The organism is Frigidibacter sp. MR17.24, from assembly GCF_037095655.1.
GTDB lineage: Bacteria > Pseudomonadota > Alphaproteobacteria > Rhodobacterales > Rhodobacteraceae > Frigidibacter.
Genome location: NZ_JBAWKE010000002.1, coordinates 485,454 through 501,875, shown reverse-complemented (window position 1 = coordinate 501,875; position 16,422 = coordinate 485,454). Strand labels below are relative to the sequence as shown.

Below are 16,422 nucleotides of genomic sequence, written 5' to 3'. Positions count from 1 at the left end.
GTGGGGCGGCGCCGGCGGCGGGGCCGGGGCGCGGCGGTTCAGCCACGCCCGCGCCGCTTGACGCCGCCGCGCTGGCCCGGGCGGCCGGCGGTCGAGCGGCCCTGCGTCTTCACCGCCGCCTCGGCCGCCGCATCGATCGCCGACTGGCGCGCCATCGGGTCGTCCGAGACCGCAAGCTCCACCGCCTCGAGCCGCTTGACCTCGTCGCGCAGGCGCGCGGCCTCCTCGAACTCGAGGTTCTCGGCCGCCTTGCGCATCTGCGCGCGCAGGCTGTCGAGATGCGCGGCAAGGTTCGCGCCGACCATCGGCTTGTCGACCTTGGTGGTGATCCGGCTCTGGTCGGTGTCGCCCTGCCACAGGCCCTGCAGCACGTCCTCGACGTTCTTCTTCACCGTGGCGGGGGTGATGCCGTGTTCGAGGTTGTAGGCCTGCTGCTTCTCGCGCCGCCGGTCGGTTTCGCGCATCGCGCGTTCCATCGAGCCGGTGATGCGGTCGGCATACATGATCACGCGGCCCTCGGCGTTGCGCGCGGCGCGGCCGATGGTCTGGATCAGCGAGGTTTCCGAACGCAGGAACCCCTCCTTGTCGGCGTCGAGGATCGCGACCAGCCCGCATTCGGGGATGTCGAGCCCCTCGCGCAGCAGGTTGATGCCGATCAGCACGTCGAAGGCCCCCAGCCGCAGGTCGCGCAGGATCTCGATCCGCTCGATCGTGTCGATGTCGGAGTGCATGTAGCGCACGCGGATGCCCTGTTCGTGCAGGTATTCGGTCAGGTCCTCGGCCATGCGCTTGGTCAGCACCGTGCACAGCGTGCGGAAGCCCTGGGCCGAGACCTTGCGGATCTCGTCCAGAAGGTCGTCGACCTGCATCGAGACGGGGCGGATCTCGACCATCGGGTCGAGAAGGCCGGTGGGGCGGATCACCTGTTCGGTGAAGACGCCGCCGGTCTGCTCGAGCTCCCACGGTGCCGGGGTGGCCGAGACGAAGACCGACTGCGGGCGCATCGCGTCCCATTCCTCGAACTTCAGCGGGCGGTTGTCCATGCACGAGGGCAGCCGGAAGCCGTGTTCGGCCAGGGTGAACTTGCGCCGGTAGTCGCCGCGGTACATGCCGCCGATCTGCGGCACCGAGACGTGGCTTTCGTCGGCGAAGACGATGGCGTTGTCGGGGATGAACTCGAACAGCGTCGGCGGCGGCTCGCCCGGTGCGCGCCCGGTGAGGTAGCGCGAGTAGTTCTCGATCCCGTTGCACACGCCGGTCGCCTCGAGCATCTCGATGTCGAAGTTGGTGCGCTGCTCGAGCCGCTGCGCCTCGAGCAGCTTGCCCTCTTCGTTCAGCTGCTTGAGGCGGTCGAACAGCTCTTTCTTGATGCCCTTCACCGCCTGCTGCATCGTCGGGCGCGGGGTGACGTAGTGGCTGTTGGCGTAGATGCGGATCTGCTTGAACGTGTCGGTCCTGGCCCCGGTCAGCGGGTCGAACTCGGTGATGCCCTCCAGCTCTTCGCCGAAGAACGAGAACCGCCAGGCACGGTCCTCAAGGTGGGCGGGCCACAGTTCGACCACGTCGCCGCGGACCCGGAAGCTGCCGCGCACGAAGGCCGCGTCGAGCCGCTTGTAGGCCTGGGCGATCAGTTCGGCGATGAACTTGCGCTGGTCGTACAGGCCGCCGACCTGCAGGTCCTGGGTCATGGCCGAATAGGTCTCGACCGAGCCGATGCCGTAGATGCAGCTGACCGAGGCCACGATGATGACGTCGTCGCGCTCGAGCAGCGCGCGGGTGGCCGAGTGGCGCATCCGGTCGATCTGTTCGTTGATCTGGCTTTCCTTCTCGATGAAGGTGTCGGTCCGCGGCACGTAGGCCTCGGGCTGGTAGTAGTCGTAGTAGCTGACGAAATACTCGACCGAGTTGTCGGGGAAGAAGCCCTTGAACTCGCCGTAGAGCTGGGCGGCGAGGGTCTTGTTGGGCGCCAGGATGATCGCGGGGCGCTGCGTCTCCTCGATGATCTTGGCCATGGTGAAGGTCTTGCCGGTGCCGGTCGCGCCCAGCAGGACCTGGTCGCGCTCGCCCGCGGTGACGCCGGCCGACAGCTCGGCGATCGCGGTCGGCTGGTCGCCCGCCGGGGCGAAGGCGGTCTGCATCCGGAAGGCGCGCCCGCCCTCGAGCTTGGGGCGGGTGAGCACGTCGGGGCGATGCATCGGCAGGTTGGCGTTGTTGTGCGGCATCGGGGGGACTCGCGGGCTCGGGACGGGCTGGGGCGATCCCACATTTGATCTTATTTTGTTCCGGTTCAAGGGGCGGGCGCGTCCCCGCGGGGCTTGCGCGGGGGCGCGCGATTTTCGATAAGGGGGCAACGTCCTGTGCCTAGGGGAGGATTCCATGCGCGCCCGGATCTATCAGCCGTCGAAGACCGCGATGCAGTCGGGCACCGCCCGGACCCATGGCTGGGTGCTGGAATTCGCGCAAGGCGCCGCGCGCGAGATCGATCCGCTGATGGGCTGGACCTCGAGCGCGGATACCCAGACCCAGGTCCGCCTGCGCTTCGAGACCCGCGAGGCGGCCGAGGATTACGCCCGCGAGAACGGGATCGAGGTGTCGGTGCAGGAGCCGAACAAGCGCAAGGCGAACATCCGCGCGCGCGGCTATGGCGAGAACTTCGCCACCGACCGGCGCGGCGCCTGGACGCACTGACTGTGTAGTTCGGGGCTGTAGTCCGGGGCAAAGCTGGTACCGGCTGCGGCAAGTTGTGACCCTGCTGCGGGCATGGTTTGCGCAAGTGATTGATGACACGAGGGCAGCCTGTGGGCTGCCTTTTTCGTTTGCGTGATCGCGTCATGCGGGCGACAGACCGCGCCCCTAGAGGAGTGGCAACGTAGGGGGGCTGCCGGCTACTCGTCTTTCTCGTGTGCCGGAGCTGTCAGTCAATCATACGAGGTGCGGCAGAACTGAAGCGCTAGGGTCCAGACACATTGCGTTTCAGAGCCAGAACACGACGGTTGCGGCGAGCATGATGGCTGGGAAGAAGGTCTCCGGGCATCGGTCGTATCGGGTGGCGACGCGCCGCCAGTCCTTGAGCCTGTCGAATATGATCTCGATGCGGTTGCGCCGTTTGTAGCGCCGCTTGTCATGTTTGACGGCCTTCTTGCGGAACTTGCGGCCGGGGATGCAGACCTTTATCCCCCTTGTCTTTCAATGCATCTCTAAACCAATCGGCGTCATAGCCCCTGTCGGCCAGCAGCCACCCCGCCTTCGGTGGGCTATGCAGCAGCACGGTCGTGCCGGTGTGGCCGCTGACCTGGCCGGCCGACATGAAGCACCCGATCGGACGCCCCTTGGCATCGGCAACGGCGTGCAGCTTGGTTTTCATGCCGCCGTGCTCGGGGAACCGATCCCCCGGATCGTTTCCTTACCCTCGCACTCCGCCCGATCTGCCGTCCGCGCCCCCCTTTTTTACGCACAGGCTCGACGCCGTGCGGTGTGCCTTGAGGTAGGTCGCTTCAATCATGATCGTCTTGTGTTCGGCGCGCTCGGCGGCCGGGCCAACCATGATCCGGGCAAAGACCCGGTCGTCGCTCCAGCGCTTCCACCGGTTGTAAAGGGCCTTGGTCCGTATTCCTTCGGAGCGTCACGCCAACGCAATCCATTGAGATTGATGAATATTTATCCCGCTCAGCACAGGTCGGTCGTCTGTGCGTGGCTCTTTGGGAAGAAGGGGCGTAGCCGCTCCATCCGGGCATCGCTCGGCCAGAAAAGATTGCTCATCGATCAGCTCTCCTTGCGGAGCCTGAACCACGCCAAGAGCCTGAACTCAATGGGTCTGGAGTCCAGAAAGCGAGGCTGTCCATGCGGCGCCGGGCGAGATCCGGGGCGGGGCGCGGAAGGTCTGCGGCGCTGACCCGATTCGCGGCGCCGGGCCGGGGGGCGGTGCTAGCCTGCCGCGATCCCGCCCCGGCAGAGGTGACCGCAATGACGGTGCTTGCGACTGACCGCCCCTGGATCGCCTGGACCGGGATGGAGACCGACCTGATCTTCAACCAGGGCGTCGAGCTGCCGGGCTTCGCGGCTTTCCCGATGATCGACAGCGCCGAGGGGCGGGCAAGGCTGGCCCGGTATTACGCCGAGCTGATCGCGATCGGGGCCGAGACCGGCGCCGGCATCCTGCTGGACACGCCGACCTGGATGGCCAATCCCGACCGGGCGGCGGTGGTGGGCTATGCGGCCGAGGATCTGCCGCGGGTCACGCGCGCGGCGGTCGCGCTTGCCCGCGAGGCGGCCGGGGCGGCGGGCGCCGTCGCGACCCGGGTCAGCGTGCAGATCGGGCCGCGGGGCGATGGCTACCGGCCGGGCATGGCCGCGGCCGAGACCTCTGCCGCCTACCACCGGCCGCAGATCGAGGCCGCGCGCGCCGCCGGGGCGGACCTGGTCAGCGCCTACACGCTGGGCGCGGTGGGCGAGGCGCTCGGGATCGCGCGGGCGGCGGCGGCGGCGGGGCTTCCGGCGCTGATCTCCTACACGGTCGAGACCGATGGGCGGCTTGCCGACGGAACCGCGCTGGGGGCGGCCGTCGAGGCGCTGGCCGAGGGCGCGGCGCCGGCGGCGATCATGGTCAACTGCGCCCATCCCGACCACATCGCCCGGGCCTTCGACGGTGGCGCCTGGCAGGGCCTGCTGGCCGGCGTCGTCGCCAATGCCTCGCGCCGCAGCCATGCCGAGCTGGATGCCAGCGAGACGCTCGACGCGGGCGACCCGGACGAGCTTGCCGAGCAGCTTGCGGCGCTGGCCGGGCCGCTGCCGGCGCTCGCGGTGTTCGGGGGCTGTTGCGGCACCGACCTGCGCCACCTGCGGGCGGCGGCGGGGCGCCTGGCGGCGCGGCGCGGCTGAGCGCGGGAGGGGGCGGGCCCGCACCCCGCGCGATGGGCGCCGGGGCGCCGGTCGCGGGGGTATCCCCGGCCAGGACGGCCGGGCGGGGGCAGCCGGGCGGGATCAGTCGACGAGGGTCGCCTGGGTGGCCGCGCGCAGCTCTGCCTCGGTCACGCCCTCGGCGGTCTCGACGATCTTCAGCCCGCCCTCGACCACGTCGAGAACCCCGAGGTTGGTGATGATCCGGTCGACGACGGCCAGCCCGGTCAGCGGCAGCGTGCACTCTTTCAGCACCTTCGATTCGCCCGCCTTGTTGGTGTGGTCCATCACCACCACCACGCGGCCGACGCCCGCCACCAGGTCCATCGCGCCGCCCATGCCCTTGACGAGCTTGCCGGGGATCATCCAGTTCGCGAGGTCGCCCTTCTCGGAGACCTCCATCGCGCCGAGGATCGCCATCGCGATCTTGCCGCCGCGGATCATCGCGAAGCTTTGCGCGCTGTCGAAATAGGCCGAGTGCGGCAGCTCGGTGATGGTCTGCTTGCCGGCGTTGATCAGGTCGGGATCGACCTTGTCCTCGGTCGGGAACGGCCCCATGCCCAGCATGCCGTTCTCGGACTGCAGGGTCACGGTCATGCCGTCGGGGATGTAGTTCGACACCAGCGTCGGGATGCCGATGCCGAGGTTGACGTACATGCCGTCCTGCAGCTCCTTGGCGGCGCGGGCGGCGATCTGGTTGCGGTCCCAGGGCATCTTGTCGTCCTCCATCGCCGCGTCGGTCGCGCGGCGTCCATGCGAAAGGGTTAGGGCGGTCCCGCCGTGGCGGAAAGCGGTTTCGAAAGCGGTCCGGGCAGCGGCCCGGGCCCGATGTCGGCCAGCGACCCGGGCGGTGCGCCGCCGAGCCGCCGGGCCAGAGCGGCCATCACCATGCGGCCATAGTCGGCGCCGACATGGCGCAGGTCCGGCTTCTCGGCCTCGAGCGCGCCGGGGCGGGCGAAGCCGTCGTCGGTGGCGAAGGGGCCGGCGCGGGTGGCGTCGGGCTGCGCCATCCAGCCGATCCCGGCGGCCGAGAGCACGCCGGCCACGGCCGCGTCGTAGTCGCGCTCGATCTCGGGTGCGGCGGGGTGGCGGCGCAGCCGCGCCAGCCCGGGCTCGGCGCTGGGGCCGGGCCGGTCGGTCGCGGCCAGCGGGTAGGGCACGGCGATCATCGTCACCGGCACGCCGACCGGCAGGCGGGTGCGCAGGGCGGCGAGGTCCTCGCGCACCCAGGCCGCGAGCGTGTCGCTGAGCATCGCGCGCGAGATCCGCGGCAACGCGCCGGTGGCGGGCAGCCCGTGGATGTCCACCGCGCGCATCAGCCGGGCAAGGTAGTAGAGGTGGAACCGCGCGGCCGAGACCGCGATGTGGTCGAAGCCCTGCAGGCCGATGCGTTCGCAGCCGTTCCACTCGGCGGCCTTGCGCAGGCCGAAGCGGTCGTCCGGCGCCGGCCCGAGGCGGCCGGCCTCGTCGATGCGGGTGCGCGACCAGCTGGCGCCGGGCAGGGCGAAGAAGGTCAGCTCGGTCGCCGGGGCGATCGCGGTGAAGGCGTCGCGCCCGAGCGCCAGCGCCGCCGCCTGCGAGGAGCCCAGCACCAGGAGCCGCATCACGCCTGCCCCCGCGGCGAGAAGGCTTCGTACAGCGCCTCTTCGCAGGCGAGGTCGTCGGACGGCTCGGCCATCTCCGGTTCGGCCGTTTCCGGGTCGGCCATGACCGGGTCGGCGGCCCGGGGCACGGGCAGGGTGCCGAAGACCATGCGGCGGAAGCCGTCGATCGCGGTCGCGGTCGGGCAGCCGTCGGGGCCCAGCATCCGGCCGACCTGGCCCGGCGCGGTGAACAGCTCGTGCAGCGGCAGGTAGGACACGCGCCCGGCGCGCGCGGCCAGACGGGCCATCGCCAGCCGCAGCACCGCCTGCTGCGCGCCGGCCTCGGCGCCCGCCCTCGGGCCAGTGTCGGGCGAGAGGCACAGCAGCAGCCGCGCCTCGGGGGCGAGCGTGCGCAGGTCGCGCCAGACCGCCGCGAGGTCCGACAGCGCCTGGTCGGGCCGGGGCCGGTGCGCGGCACGCAGGCCCGGCACCAGGGCGCGCGCCTCGTCGGGCAGGCCCGCGCGGATCGAAGGGTCGCGCAGCGGCGTCGCGCGGGACAGGCACAGCACCACCGCCGCCGCCCCGGACAGCCCCTCGGCGATGGCGGCGAGGTGCTGGGTGCGCGCCTCGAGCGCCTCCTCGGCGCTGTCGAAGCCCGCAGGCTCGACGCCGGGGCGGCGCAGGTCGGCGGCGCGGCCGGAGCCGAGCGTGCGGATCACGTCGCCCGGCGCGCGGCGGCCGACGATCTCGCCCAGGATCTCGGCCAGCTCGCGCGGGCTGCGCAGCGGGCCGGTGCGGGCCGATCCCTGGCCCCAGCCATAGGCGCGCAGCACCTCGGCCGGGACGTCGGGCGGCGGCGGCTCGGCCTCGATCGCGCGGTCGCCGGCGGCGTGCAGGCCGCGGTGCAGCGCCCCGGCCAGCCGGTCGCCGAAGGTGAAGATGGGCGCCCCGGCCGGCAGCACGGGGCCGGGCCAGAGCGATCCGGCCAGCGGCTCGCCGGCCTCGGCCACGCCCGACCGCCAGAACGCGCCGGGCGGAAGATCGTGGTAGGGCGAGATCATGCCGCGCGCGTGGTCCGGTTCTCGATCCGCTTCTCGTGTTCGCCCTGGATCAGGCGGTGCACGTAGATGCCGGGCAGGTGGATGTGGTCGGGGTCGAGGCTGCCGGTCGGCACGATCTCTTCGACCTCGACGACGCAGACCTTGCCGCAGGTGGCGGCGGGCGGGTTGAAGTTGCGGGCGGTCTTGCGGAACACGAGGTTGCCGCTTTCATCCGCCTTCCAGGCCTTCACGATCGACAGGTCGGCGACGATGCCGCGTTCCAGGATGTAGTCCTGGCCGTCGAAATTCATCACCGGCTTGCCCTCGGCGATGACGGTGCCGACGCCGGTCTTGGTGTAGAAGCCCGGGATCCCGGCGCCGCCGGCGCGCATCCGTTCGGCCAGCGTGCCCTGCGGGTTGAATTCCAGCTCCAGCTCGCCCGAGAGGTACTGGCGCATGAATTCCGCGTTCTCGCCGACATAGGACGAGATCATCTTCTTGATCTGGCGCGTCTTGAGCAGGATCCCGAGGCCGAAATCGTCGACGCCGCAGTTGTTCGAGGCGACGGTGATGTCCTTGGTGCCCGCGTCCTTGATCGCGTCGATCAGCAGCTCGGGGATACCGCAGAGGCCGAAGCCGCCGGCGGCGATCAGCATGCCGTCGAACAACAGCCCGTCCAGAGCCTCGGCCGCGTTGCCATAGACCTTCTTCATCCTGCGCCTCCCGCACTCTTTCTGCGGCCCCGGCCCGACCGGACGGGGCGATCGACGACAGAGTTCATCGCCGCGCCCGAGGAGTCAATCGCCGCTCCGCAGCGCGGCGCGGCGTTTCGCGCGAAGTCCCGGGGGGTTACTCGCCGAGATCCGAGGCCTGCGCCGTATCGGGCGCCGGTTTCGCGGCCTTTCCCGTGGCGGCCTTTTTCGCGGCGGGCTTCTTGGCCGCGGTCTTCTTGGCCGGCTTGTCGCCCGCCGCAGCCTTGGGCGCAGCCTTGGCGGCAGGTTTCTTGGCCGCGGCCTTCTTCGGCGCGGCCTTCTTGCCGCCCTTGCTGGCCTTGGCGTTCACCAGCTCGAGCGCTTGCTCGAGCGTCACCGTCTCGGGGTCCAGCTCCTTGGGGAGGGTGGCATTGACCTTGCCCCACTTGACGTAGGGGCCGTAGCGGCCCGGCATCACCTGCAGCGGGCCGCCGTCGGGATGCTCGCCCAGCTCTTTCAGGGGCTTGGCGGCGGCACCGCGACCGGCGCCACGGCTGGCCTTCTGTGCCAGCAGCTCGACCGCGCGGTTCATGCCGATGGTGAAGACCTCCTCGACATCGGGAAGGTTCGCATAGGTCGAGTTGTGCTTCACATAGGGCCCGAAGCGGCCGATGTTGGTCTCGACCCGGGCCTGATCCTCGGGGTGCAGGCCGATCTCGCGCGGCAGGCCCAGAAGCATCAGCGCCTTCTCGAGCGTCAGATCCTCGGGCGCCCAGCCCTTGGGCAGGCTCGCGCGCGGCGGCTTGGGCACCTCTTCGCTGGCCTCGCCGCGCTGGACATAGGGGCCGAAGCGACCGGTGCGCAGCGTGATCGGCTGGCCGTTCTCGTCATGGCCGAGCAGGTTGCCGTCGGGGCCGATGGCCGAACCCTCGTCGCCGCCCGGCTGCGAGATCGGCCGGGTGTAGCGGCACTCGGGATAGTTCGAGCAGCCGATGAAGGCGCCGCCCGAGCGGGCGGTCTTGAGGTTCAGCCGCCCCTCGCCGCAGACCGGGCAGACCTTGGGGTCCGAGCCGTCGGGGCGGGCCGGGTAGAGATGCGGGGCGAGGAATTCGTCGAGCTTCTCGAGCACCTCGGTGATGCGCAGCTCGGAGGTTTCCGAGATCGCGGCCGAGAAGTCGCGCCAGAACCGCGCGAGCACTTCCTTGTAGTCGCGGCTGCCGGCCGAGATGTCGTCAAGCTCGGCCTCGAGCGCCGAGGTGAAGTCGTATTCGACGTAGCGGCGGAAGAAGTTGGCGAGGAAGGCGGTGACGAGCCGGCCCTTGTCCTCGGGAATCAGGCGGTTCTTGTCCTTGCGGACATAGTCGCGGTCCTGGATCGTGGTCACGATCGAGGCATAGGTCGAGGGGCGGCCGATGCCCAGCTCTTCCATGCGCTTGACCAGCGTCGCCTCGGTGTAGCGGGCGGGCGGCTGGGTGAAATGCTGCTCGGGCGTGATCGCGGTCTTCTTCGCCGGCTCGCCCTGCATGATCTGCGGCAGGCGGCCCTCGTCTTCGCCGTCGTCGTCGCGGCCCTCGTCATAGACCTTGAGGAAGCCGTCGAACATCACGACCTGGCCGGTGGCGCGCAGCTCGACCTCGCCGTCGCGCGAGCCTGCGTCGACCGTGGTGCGCTCCATCCGCGCGGCGGCCATCTGGCTGGCGATGGTGCGCTTCCAGATCAGGTCGTAGAGCCGGCGCTGGTCGCCCTCGGCCAGGCGCAGGTCGTCGGGCGCCGCCGACATCTCGGTCGGGCGGATGCACTCGTGCGCTTCCTGCGCGTTCTTGGCCTTGTTCTTGTAGATGCGCGGGCTGTCGGGGACATAGGCCGCGCCGAAGCGGTCGGCGATCGCGGCGCGGGCCGCGGTCACGGCCTCGGGCGCCATGTCGATGCCGTCGGTCCGCATGTAGGTGATGTGGCCGGCCTCGTAGAGGCGCTGGGCCGCGGCCATGCAGGCCTTGGCGCCCATGCCGAACTTGCGGCTGGCCTCCTGCTGCAGGGTCGAGGTCATGAAGGGCGGGTAGGGGTTGCGGGTGGCGGGCTTGGCCTCGACCGACTTCACGGTCAGATCGCGGGTGGTGATCGCCTGCACGGCGAGGTCGGCGGCCTCGGCGGTGGCGATGTCGAAGCGGTCGAGCTTCTTGCCGCCCAGCACCGTCAGCCGCGCCTCGAAGCTCTGGCCGCGCGGGGTTTCGAGGATGGCCTTGACCGACCAGTATTCGCGGGCGCGGAAGGCCTCGATCTCCATCTCGCGCTCGACGATGAGGCGCAGGCAGACCGACTGCACCCGGCCGGCGGATTTCGCGCCGGGCAGCTTGCGCCACAGGACCGGCGAGAGGTTGAAGCCCACGAGGTAGTCGAGCGCGCGGCGGGCGAGATAGGCCTCGACCAGTTCCATGTCGACGTCGCGGGGCTTTGACATCGCCTCGGTGACGGCGGCCTTGGTGATGGCGTTGAAGGTCACGCGCCGGACGGTCTTGCCCTTCTTGATCGAGCTCGCGAGCGCCTCCTGCAGGTGCCACGAGATCGCTTCGCCTTCCCTGTCGGGGTCGGTCGCGAGGATCAGCGTGTCGTCGGTCTTGAGCGCCTCGGCGATGGCGCGGACGTGCTTCTTGCTGTCCGCCGCGACCTCCCAGGTCATGCCGAAGTCGTGATCGGGATCGACCGAGCCGTCCTTGGCGGGCAGGTCGCGCACGTGTCCGAACGAGGCGAGCACCGTGTAGTCGGAGCCGAGATACTTGTTGATTGTCTTGGCCTTGGCGGGGGATTCGACGACGACAACGGCCATGCTCGGTCCTTCGGGGAGGTACGGTACTTCGGTCGGGGAACATGGGGGGCGGGGGGGCGGAATGTCAATGCGGCAGGGCGAAACGGCTTCGGCGCGCGGCTTGGGCGTCCCTGCACCAGCCCCTGCGCCGGTCCGTTCTGCGGCGCTGTGTCCGGCCCCGTCGCACCGGGCGGCGAGGCCGGGTGCGGGCCGTGGCGGGGGCTTTCGCCACCGGAGCGGCGCGGCCGCTTCGCGCCCGCTTGTCCGGCGTTGGGCCGGGCGCCGCCCGTGGCCGGGCGGCGCGGTCGCGCGGGGTGGCTTGCGGGGCGCGCCTGCCCGGGGACACCTGCCGGCCTGGGGACGGGAGGGCCGCGCAGGGGTCGGCTCAGTGGCGGCGGGCGACGAAGCCGCCGGGCATGCGCTCGATCCGGCCGTCGAGTTCGAGGGCGACGAGTTCGGGCGTGACCTGGGCCGCGGGCATCGACAGCTCTCGGATCAGCGCATCCTCGGCGATGGGGGAGGGGCTGAGGCGGTCGAGGATGGTGCTGTGCAGCGCGGCGGTCTCGGCCAGGCTGCGGCGATCGGTGCGCGCGGGCGCGTCATGGGGGCCGGGCTGGCGCGACTGGCGGGGCGAGTCGCCGGCGGGCGGGCGCGCGGCGGCGTGGCGCGGGCGCGGGGTCTGCGGGGCGGCCGAAGTGAGGGGGGGCGGCACGGGACCCGGGCCGGGGCCGGAAGGCTGGGGCCGGGCGGTCTGGGCGGTCTGGGCGGCCGCCACCGGCGCCGCGGGGCGCGCCTCGAGCGCCTGCAGCACGTCCGCGATGCCGCGCACGAGCACGGCGCCGTCGCGGATCAGCGCGTTGCAGCCGGCGGCCCGGGCGTCGACCGGGTGGCCGGGCACCGCGAGGACCTCGCGTCCCTGGTCGAGCGCGTCGCGGGCGGTGATCAGGCTGCCCGACTGCGGCGCGGCCTCGACCACGATCACGGCTTCGGCCAGGCCCGAGATCAGGCGGTTGCGCTGCGGGAAGTGGCGCGCCTGCGGCTCGAGCCCGAGCGGCTGTTCGGACAGTCGCAGGCCGCAGCGCGCGATCTCGGCGGCCAGGGCCGCGTTCTCGCGCGGGTAGACGGTATCGACGCCGCCGGCATGCACCGCGACCGTGCCCCCGGCCAGTGCGGCGCCGTGGGCGGCGGCGTCGATCCCGCGGGCCAGGCCCGAGACGACGCCGAAGCCCGCGCCGGTCAGCCCCTCGGCCAGATGGCGGGCCATGCGCAGCCCGAGCGAGGAGGCGTTGCGCGCCCCCACCAGCGCCACCATCGGCCGCAGCGCCAGCTCCGGCTCGCCCAGCATCCACAGCAGCGGCGGGGCATCCGCGATCTCGGCCAGGCGCGGCGGGTAGCCGGGCGCGCCACGCGCGACCAGCCGCGCCCCGAGGCGCCGGCCGGCGGCCAATTCGGCATGGGCCACGCCGGGCGGGCAGGGGGTGTAGTCGTCAAGGCCGGCGGCACGGGCCATGGCGGGCAGCGCGTCGAGCGCCGCGGCGGCATCGCCATGCTCTTCGAGCAGCCGCCAGAACGTGGCGGGCCCGACCTTGCGGGAGCGAATGAGACGGAGCCAGAGGAGATGATCCTCTTCCGCAGTGGGTGGGGTGAAGGGGGTGGGAAAAGCGAACAAATCCTTGTTCATCCGGGCCTCCGCCTCATTCGCCGGAGACAGGTATAGCGGCCGTAACGTTAACGAGAGATTGACGCCGCGCCGATTCGTTTCGGGCCACCGTCGCCGCGGGGGCAACGGTGGCCCGGAAAGCCTTCACCACGATGCGGCGGCCACCCGTCAGGCGGCCGAGCCGCCGACGGTCAGTCCGCCAATCAGCAGAGTGGGTTGGCCGACGCCGACCGGCACCCATTGCCCGGCCTTGCCGCAGTTGCCCATGCCGGGGTCCAGCGCCATGTCGTTTCCGATCGCGCGAATGTGCTGCAGCGCGGTGGCGCCGTCGCCGATCAGCGTCGCGCCCTTCACCGGCGCGCCGACGACGCCGTTCCGGACGCGGTAGGCCTCGGTGCAGCTGAAGACGAACTTGCCGCTGGTGATGTCGACCTGCCCGCCGCCGAATCCCACGGCCCAGATCCCGTCCTTCATCTCGGCCCGGACCTCGTCGGGGGTCGCGTCGCCGCCCAGCATGTAGGTGTTGGTCATCCGCGGCATCGGGATGTGGGCATGGCTTTCGCGCCGACCGTTGCCGGTGGGCTGAACCCCCATCAGCCGCGCGTTCTGGCGGTCCTGCATGTAGCCCACCAGCACCCCGTCCTCGATCAGCACGTTCTTGCCCGAGGGCGTGCCCTCGTCATCGACGGTGATCGAGCCGCGCCGGTCGGGGATCGTGCCGTCGTCGAGCACCGTCACGCCGGGCGCCGCGATGCGCTTGCCCATCATCTCGGAGAAGACCGAGGATTTCTTGCGGTTGAAGTCGCCCTCGAGCCCGTGGCCGATCGCCTCGTGCAGCAGGATCCCCGGCCAGCCCGGGCCAAGCGCCACGTCCATCACGCCCGCGGGCGCGGCTTCGGCCTCGAGGTTGACCAGCGCCACCCGCAACGCCTCGCGCGCGACGCCCATCCAGTGCCCGGAGGCGATGAGCCCGGACAGCCCGTAGCGCCCGCCGCCGCCGGCGCTGCCGGATTCGCGCCGCCCGGCCTTCTCGACGATCACCGAGACGTTGAGCCGCGCCATCGGCCGGATGTCGGAGACGAGCCCGCCCTCGGGGCGCAGGATCACGACCTCCTGGTGCGAGGCCGCGACCGAGGCGGTGACCTGCACCACCCGGGGGTCGAGGTCGCGCAGGAAGGCGTCGATCTCGCGCAGGGTCTCGATCTTCACGCCGAAGCTGGCGTCGGCCATCGGGTCGGCATCGGCGTAAAGCCTGCGGTTGGTGCCGGGGGGCGGGGGCGCCATCACGCCGCCGCCGTCGCCCACCGCGAGCCGCGCGGTCGCGGCGGCGCGGGCGAGCGCGGGCTCGGATATCTCGGTCGCGTGGGCATAGCCCGCGACCTCGCCCTTGACCGCGCGCAGCCCGAACCCCTCGGAGGCATCGTAGCTGGCGGTGCGGACGCGGCCGTCGTCGAAGACGAGCGATTCCGAGCGGCGGCGTTCCAGGAACAGCTCGCCATCCTCGGCGCCGGCGGTGGTCTCGCGCAGGATCCGCAGGGCGGCCGCTTCGTCGAGATGGGTTTCGAAGGGGCGGAAGGCGCCGTCTGCCATGGTGTCAACCCTGTCTTTGATCGCGCGCAACCGCGGCGTCACGCCGCACGGTTTCGCTTGTCGCATGGGGCACAATATGGTTTTTGATGGCCATGTTACAACGCGTCACGTTCGCGTGCGGGGCCCCGCACGCCGGCAGGCGCGGGGGCGTGCCCGGATGCGGTTGAGGAGCCGCGGGCCGACAGGAGGGAGACAGGATCGATGCGTCTAGCCGGAAAGCCGTCCGCAGCCCTCTCGGGCATGGCCTGGGGTGCGACTGCGCTGATCTGGGCGGGGATCGCCCGGGCGCAGGAGGCCACCGACGGGCTGGGGCCGATGCCCAGCGTCGGGCGTGCCCATCAGGGCGGCATGGGCTTCCAGCCCGCGGCGAGCGAGCTTGCGCATGACCAGCAATGGCTGGACCACATGCTGCTCTATGTCATCACCGTGATCACGATCTTCGTGGTGGCGCTCTTGGTGATCTGCATCCTGCGCTTCAACCGGCGCGCCAACCCGACGCCCGCGCGCTTCACCCACAACACCCCGGTCGAGATCGCCTGGACGCTGATCCCGGTGCTGATCCTGGTGGTCATCGGCTCGTTCTCGCTGCCGATCCTGTTCAAGCAGCAGGAGATCCCGCAGGCCGACATCACGATCAAGGTCACGGGCTACCAGTGGTACTGGGGCTATGAGTATCCCGACGAGGAGATCGCCTTCGACAGCTACATGATCGGCCACCCGGCGACGCTGACGGCCGAGGACGAGGCGGCGGGCGCGGTGCCCTATGTCAACGGTCCGGCGATGGCGGCGAAGCTGACCGCGATGGGCTACCAGCCCGACGAGTTCCTGCTGGCGGTCGACAACCCGATGGTGGTGCCGGTGGGCAAGACGATCGTGGTGCAGGCGACCGGGTCCGACGTGATCCACAGCTGGACGGTGCCGGCCTTCGCGGTGAAGCAGGACGCGGTGCCGGGCCGCATCGCCGAGCTGTGGTTCAACGCCGACCGCGAGGGCGTCTTCTTCGGCCAGTGCTCGGAGCTGTGCGGCAAGGACCATGCCTACATGCCGATCGTGGTGAAGGTGGTCAGCCAGGAGGCCTATGATCAGTGGCTCGGGCGCGCTAAGGAACTCTTTGCGGCCAATGAGGCCCCGAAGACCCTGAAACTCGCCTCGGCCGACTGACTGGGCCAAGGCAGGGAAAAGCCCGCGATCCCAAGGGCTTCCCCACCTGGAGACTGGTGAATGAGCGATCTGAGCGCCCTTGATCACAACCGCGACGCCGGATTCGGCGACTACCTCGCGCTGCTCAAGCCGCGGGTGATGTCGCTGGTTGTGTTCACCGCGGCGGTAGGGCTTTTGGTCGCACCCGTGGGCGTGCACCCCTATGTCGCCTTCACCGCGATCCTGTTCATCGCGCTGGGCGGCGGCGCCTCGGGCGCGCTGAACATGTGGTACGATGCCGACATCGACGCGGTGATGCGGCGCACCAAGTCGCGCCCCGTGCCCGCGGGCCGCGTCGCGCCCTCCGAGGCGCTGGGGCTGGGGCTCGCGCTGTCGGGGATCTCGGTCGTGATGCTGGGGCTGGCGGCGAACTGGTTCGCGGCCGCGTTCCTAGCCTTCACCATCTTCTTCTACGCCGTCGTCTACACGATGTGGCTCAAGCGCTCGACGCCGCAGAACATCGTCATCGGCGGCGCGGCCGGGGCCTTCCCGCCGATGATCGGCTGGGCGGTGGCGACGGGCGGCATCAGCGTGGAATCGGTGCTGATGTTCCTGCTGATCTTCCTGTGGACGCCGCCGCATTTCTGGGCGCTGGCGCTGTTCATGAACAGCGACTACACCGAGGCGAAGGTGCCGATGCTGACCGTGACCCACGGCCGCCGCGCCACCCGCGCCCACATCCTGGCCTATACGCTGATCCTTGCGCCCTTCGCGGTCGCGACCGGCTTCACCTCGATCGGCGGGCCGATCTATCTGGTGACCTCGGTCGTGCTGAACGCGATGTTCATCGCCGGCGGCTGGACGCTGTGGCGCCGGCCCGAGGCCGCGGCCGAGGCCGACAAGTACAAGGCCGAGAAGCAGGTGTTCCGCTTCTCGCTGCTGTACCTGTTCCTGCATTTCGGTGCGCTGCTGGCCGAGGCCGCGCTGCGCCCCTGGGGCCTGGGGGGCTGGTGAGCGC

General features: G+C 70.8%; 12 protein-coding genes and 1 pseudogene. 4 read left to right on the top strand and 9 right to left on the bottom strand.

All coding sequences use genetic code 11. The features are described 5' to 3' along the window. Positions 1-38 precede the first annotated feature (38 nt). Positions 39-2,222: an excinuclease ABC subunit UvrB gene (gene uvrB, locus V8J39_RS09715; RefSeq protein WP_336460684.1), complete on the bottom strand. Its 2,184-nt coding sequence runs from the start codon at positions 2,220-2,222 to the stop codon at positions 39-41. A gap of 154 nt (positions 2,223-2,376) precedes the next feature. On the opposite strand from uvrB, the gene V8J39_RS09710 reads away from it, so the two are divergent. Beyond that, complete coding sequence (locus V8J39_RS09710; protein ID WP_336460683.1) at positions 2,377-2,688, top strand: ETC complex I subunit; 312 nt, start codon at positions 2,377-2,379, stop codon at positions 2,686-2,688. Between the two features lie 285 nt (positions 2,689-2,973). Here the strand turns inward: V8J39_RS09710 and V8J39_RS09705 are convergent. Then, a pseudogene (locus V8J39_RS09705) lies at positions 2,974-3,759 on the bottom strand (IS5 family transposase). 204 nt (positions 3,760-3,963) lie between these two features. Between V8J39_RS09705 and V8J39_RS09700 the strand changes: the two are divergent. After that, on the top strand, positions 3,964-4,878 hold the full coding sequence (locus V8J39_RS09700; protein ID WP_336460682.1) for a homocysteine S-methyltransferase family protein: 915 nt from the start codon (positions 3,964-3,966) through the stop codon (positions 4,876-4,878). Between the two features lie 102 nt (positions 4,879-4,980). Here the strand turns inward: V8J39_RS09700 and V8J39_RS09695 are convergent, their stop codons facing one another. From V8J39_RS09695 to tldD, 7 genes are all read right to left on the bottom strand, one after another. After that, on the bottom strand, positions 4,981-5,610 hold the full coding sequence (locus tag V8J39_RS09695) for a 3-oxoacid CoA-transferase subunit B (protein WP_336461194.1): 630 nt from the start codon (positions 5,608-5,610) through the stop codon (positions 4,981-4,983). Positions 5,611-5,660: 50 nt separating this feature from the next. Further along, positions 5,661-6,503: a hypothetical protein gene (locus tag V8J39_RS09690; RefSeq protein WP_336460681.1), complete on the bottom strand. Its 843-nt coding sequence runs from the start codon at positions 6,501-6,503 to the stop codon at positions 5,661-5,663. After that, positions 6,500-7,540: a GSCFA domain-containing protein gene (locus tag V8J39_RS09685; protein ID WP_336460680.1), complete on the bottom strand. Its 1,041-nt coding sequence runs from the start codon at positions 7,538-7,540 to the stop codon at positions 6,500-6,502. The genes V8J39_RS09690 and V8J39_RS09685 overlap by 4 nt, the downstream gene beginning before the upstream one ends. After that, positions 7,537-8,232, bottom strand: coding sequence for a CoA transferase subunit A (locus V8J39_RS09680; RefSeq protein WP_336460679.1), 696 nt, complete (start codon positions 8,230-8,232; stop codon positions 7,537-7,539). Before V8J39_RS09680 ends, V8J39_RS09685 begins: the two co-directional genes overlap by 4 nt. A 136-nt stretch (positions 8,233-8,368) precedes the next feature. Further along, a complete protein-coding gene (gene topA / locus V8J39_RS09675; RefSeq protein WP_336460678.1) occupies positions 8,369-11,035 on the bottom strand; it encodes a type I DNA topoisomerase in 2,667 nt (888 codons plus the stop codon). 364 nt (positions 11,036-11,399) lie between these two features. Continuing rightward, entirely contained in the window at positions 11,400-12,695 is a 1,296-nt protein-coding gene (gene dprA, locus V8J39_RS09670) for a DNA-processing protein DprA (protein WP_336460677.1), read from the bottom strand. Positions 12,696-12,842: 147 nt separating this feature from the next. After that, complete coding sequence (gene tldD / locus V8J39_RS09665) at positions 12,843-14,264, bottom strand: metalloprotease TldD (protein WP_336460676.1); 1,422 nt, start codon at positions 14,262-14,264, stop codon at positions 12,843-12,845. A 201-nt stretch (positions 14,265-14,465) separates the two neighbouring features. Here tldD and coxB point away from each other — a divergent pair, with 201 nt between their 5' ends. Both coxB and cyoE read left to right on the top strand, forming a co-directional pair. Continuing rightward, complete coding sequence (coxB, locus tag V8J39_RS09660; protein WP_442902571.1) at positions 14,466-15,425, top strand: cytochrome c oxidase subunit II; 960 nt, start codon at positions 14,466-14,468, stop codon at positions 15,423-15,425. A 60-nt stretch (positions 15,426-15,485) separates the two neighbouring features. Continuing rightward, positions 15,486-16,418 carry a heme o synthase gene (cyoE, locus tag V8J39_RS09655; RefSeq protein WP_336460675.1) on the top strand — a complete coding sequence of 311 codons (933 nt, stop codon included), beginning with the start codon at positions 15,486-15,488 and terminating at the stop codon, positions 16,416-16,418. Positions 16,419-16,422 lie beyond the last annotated feature (4 nt).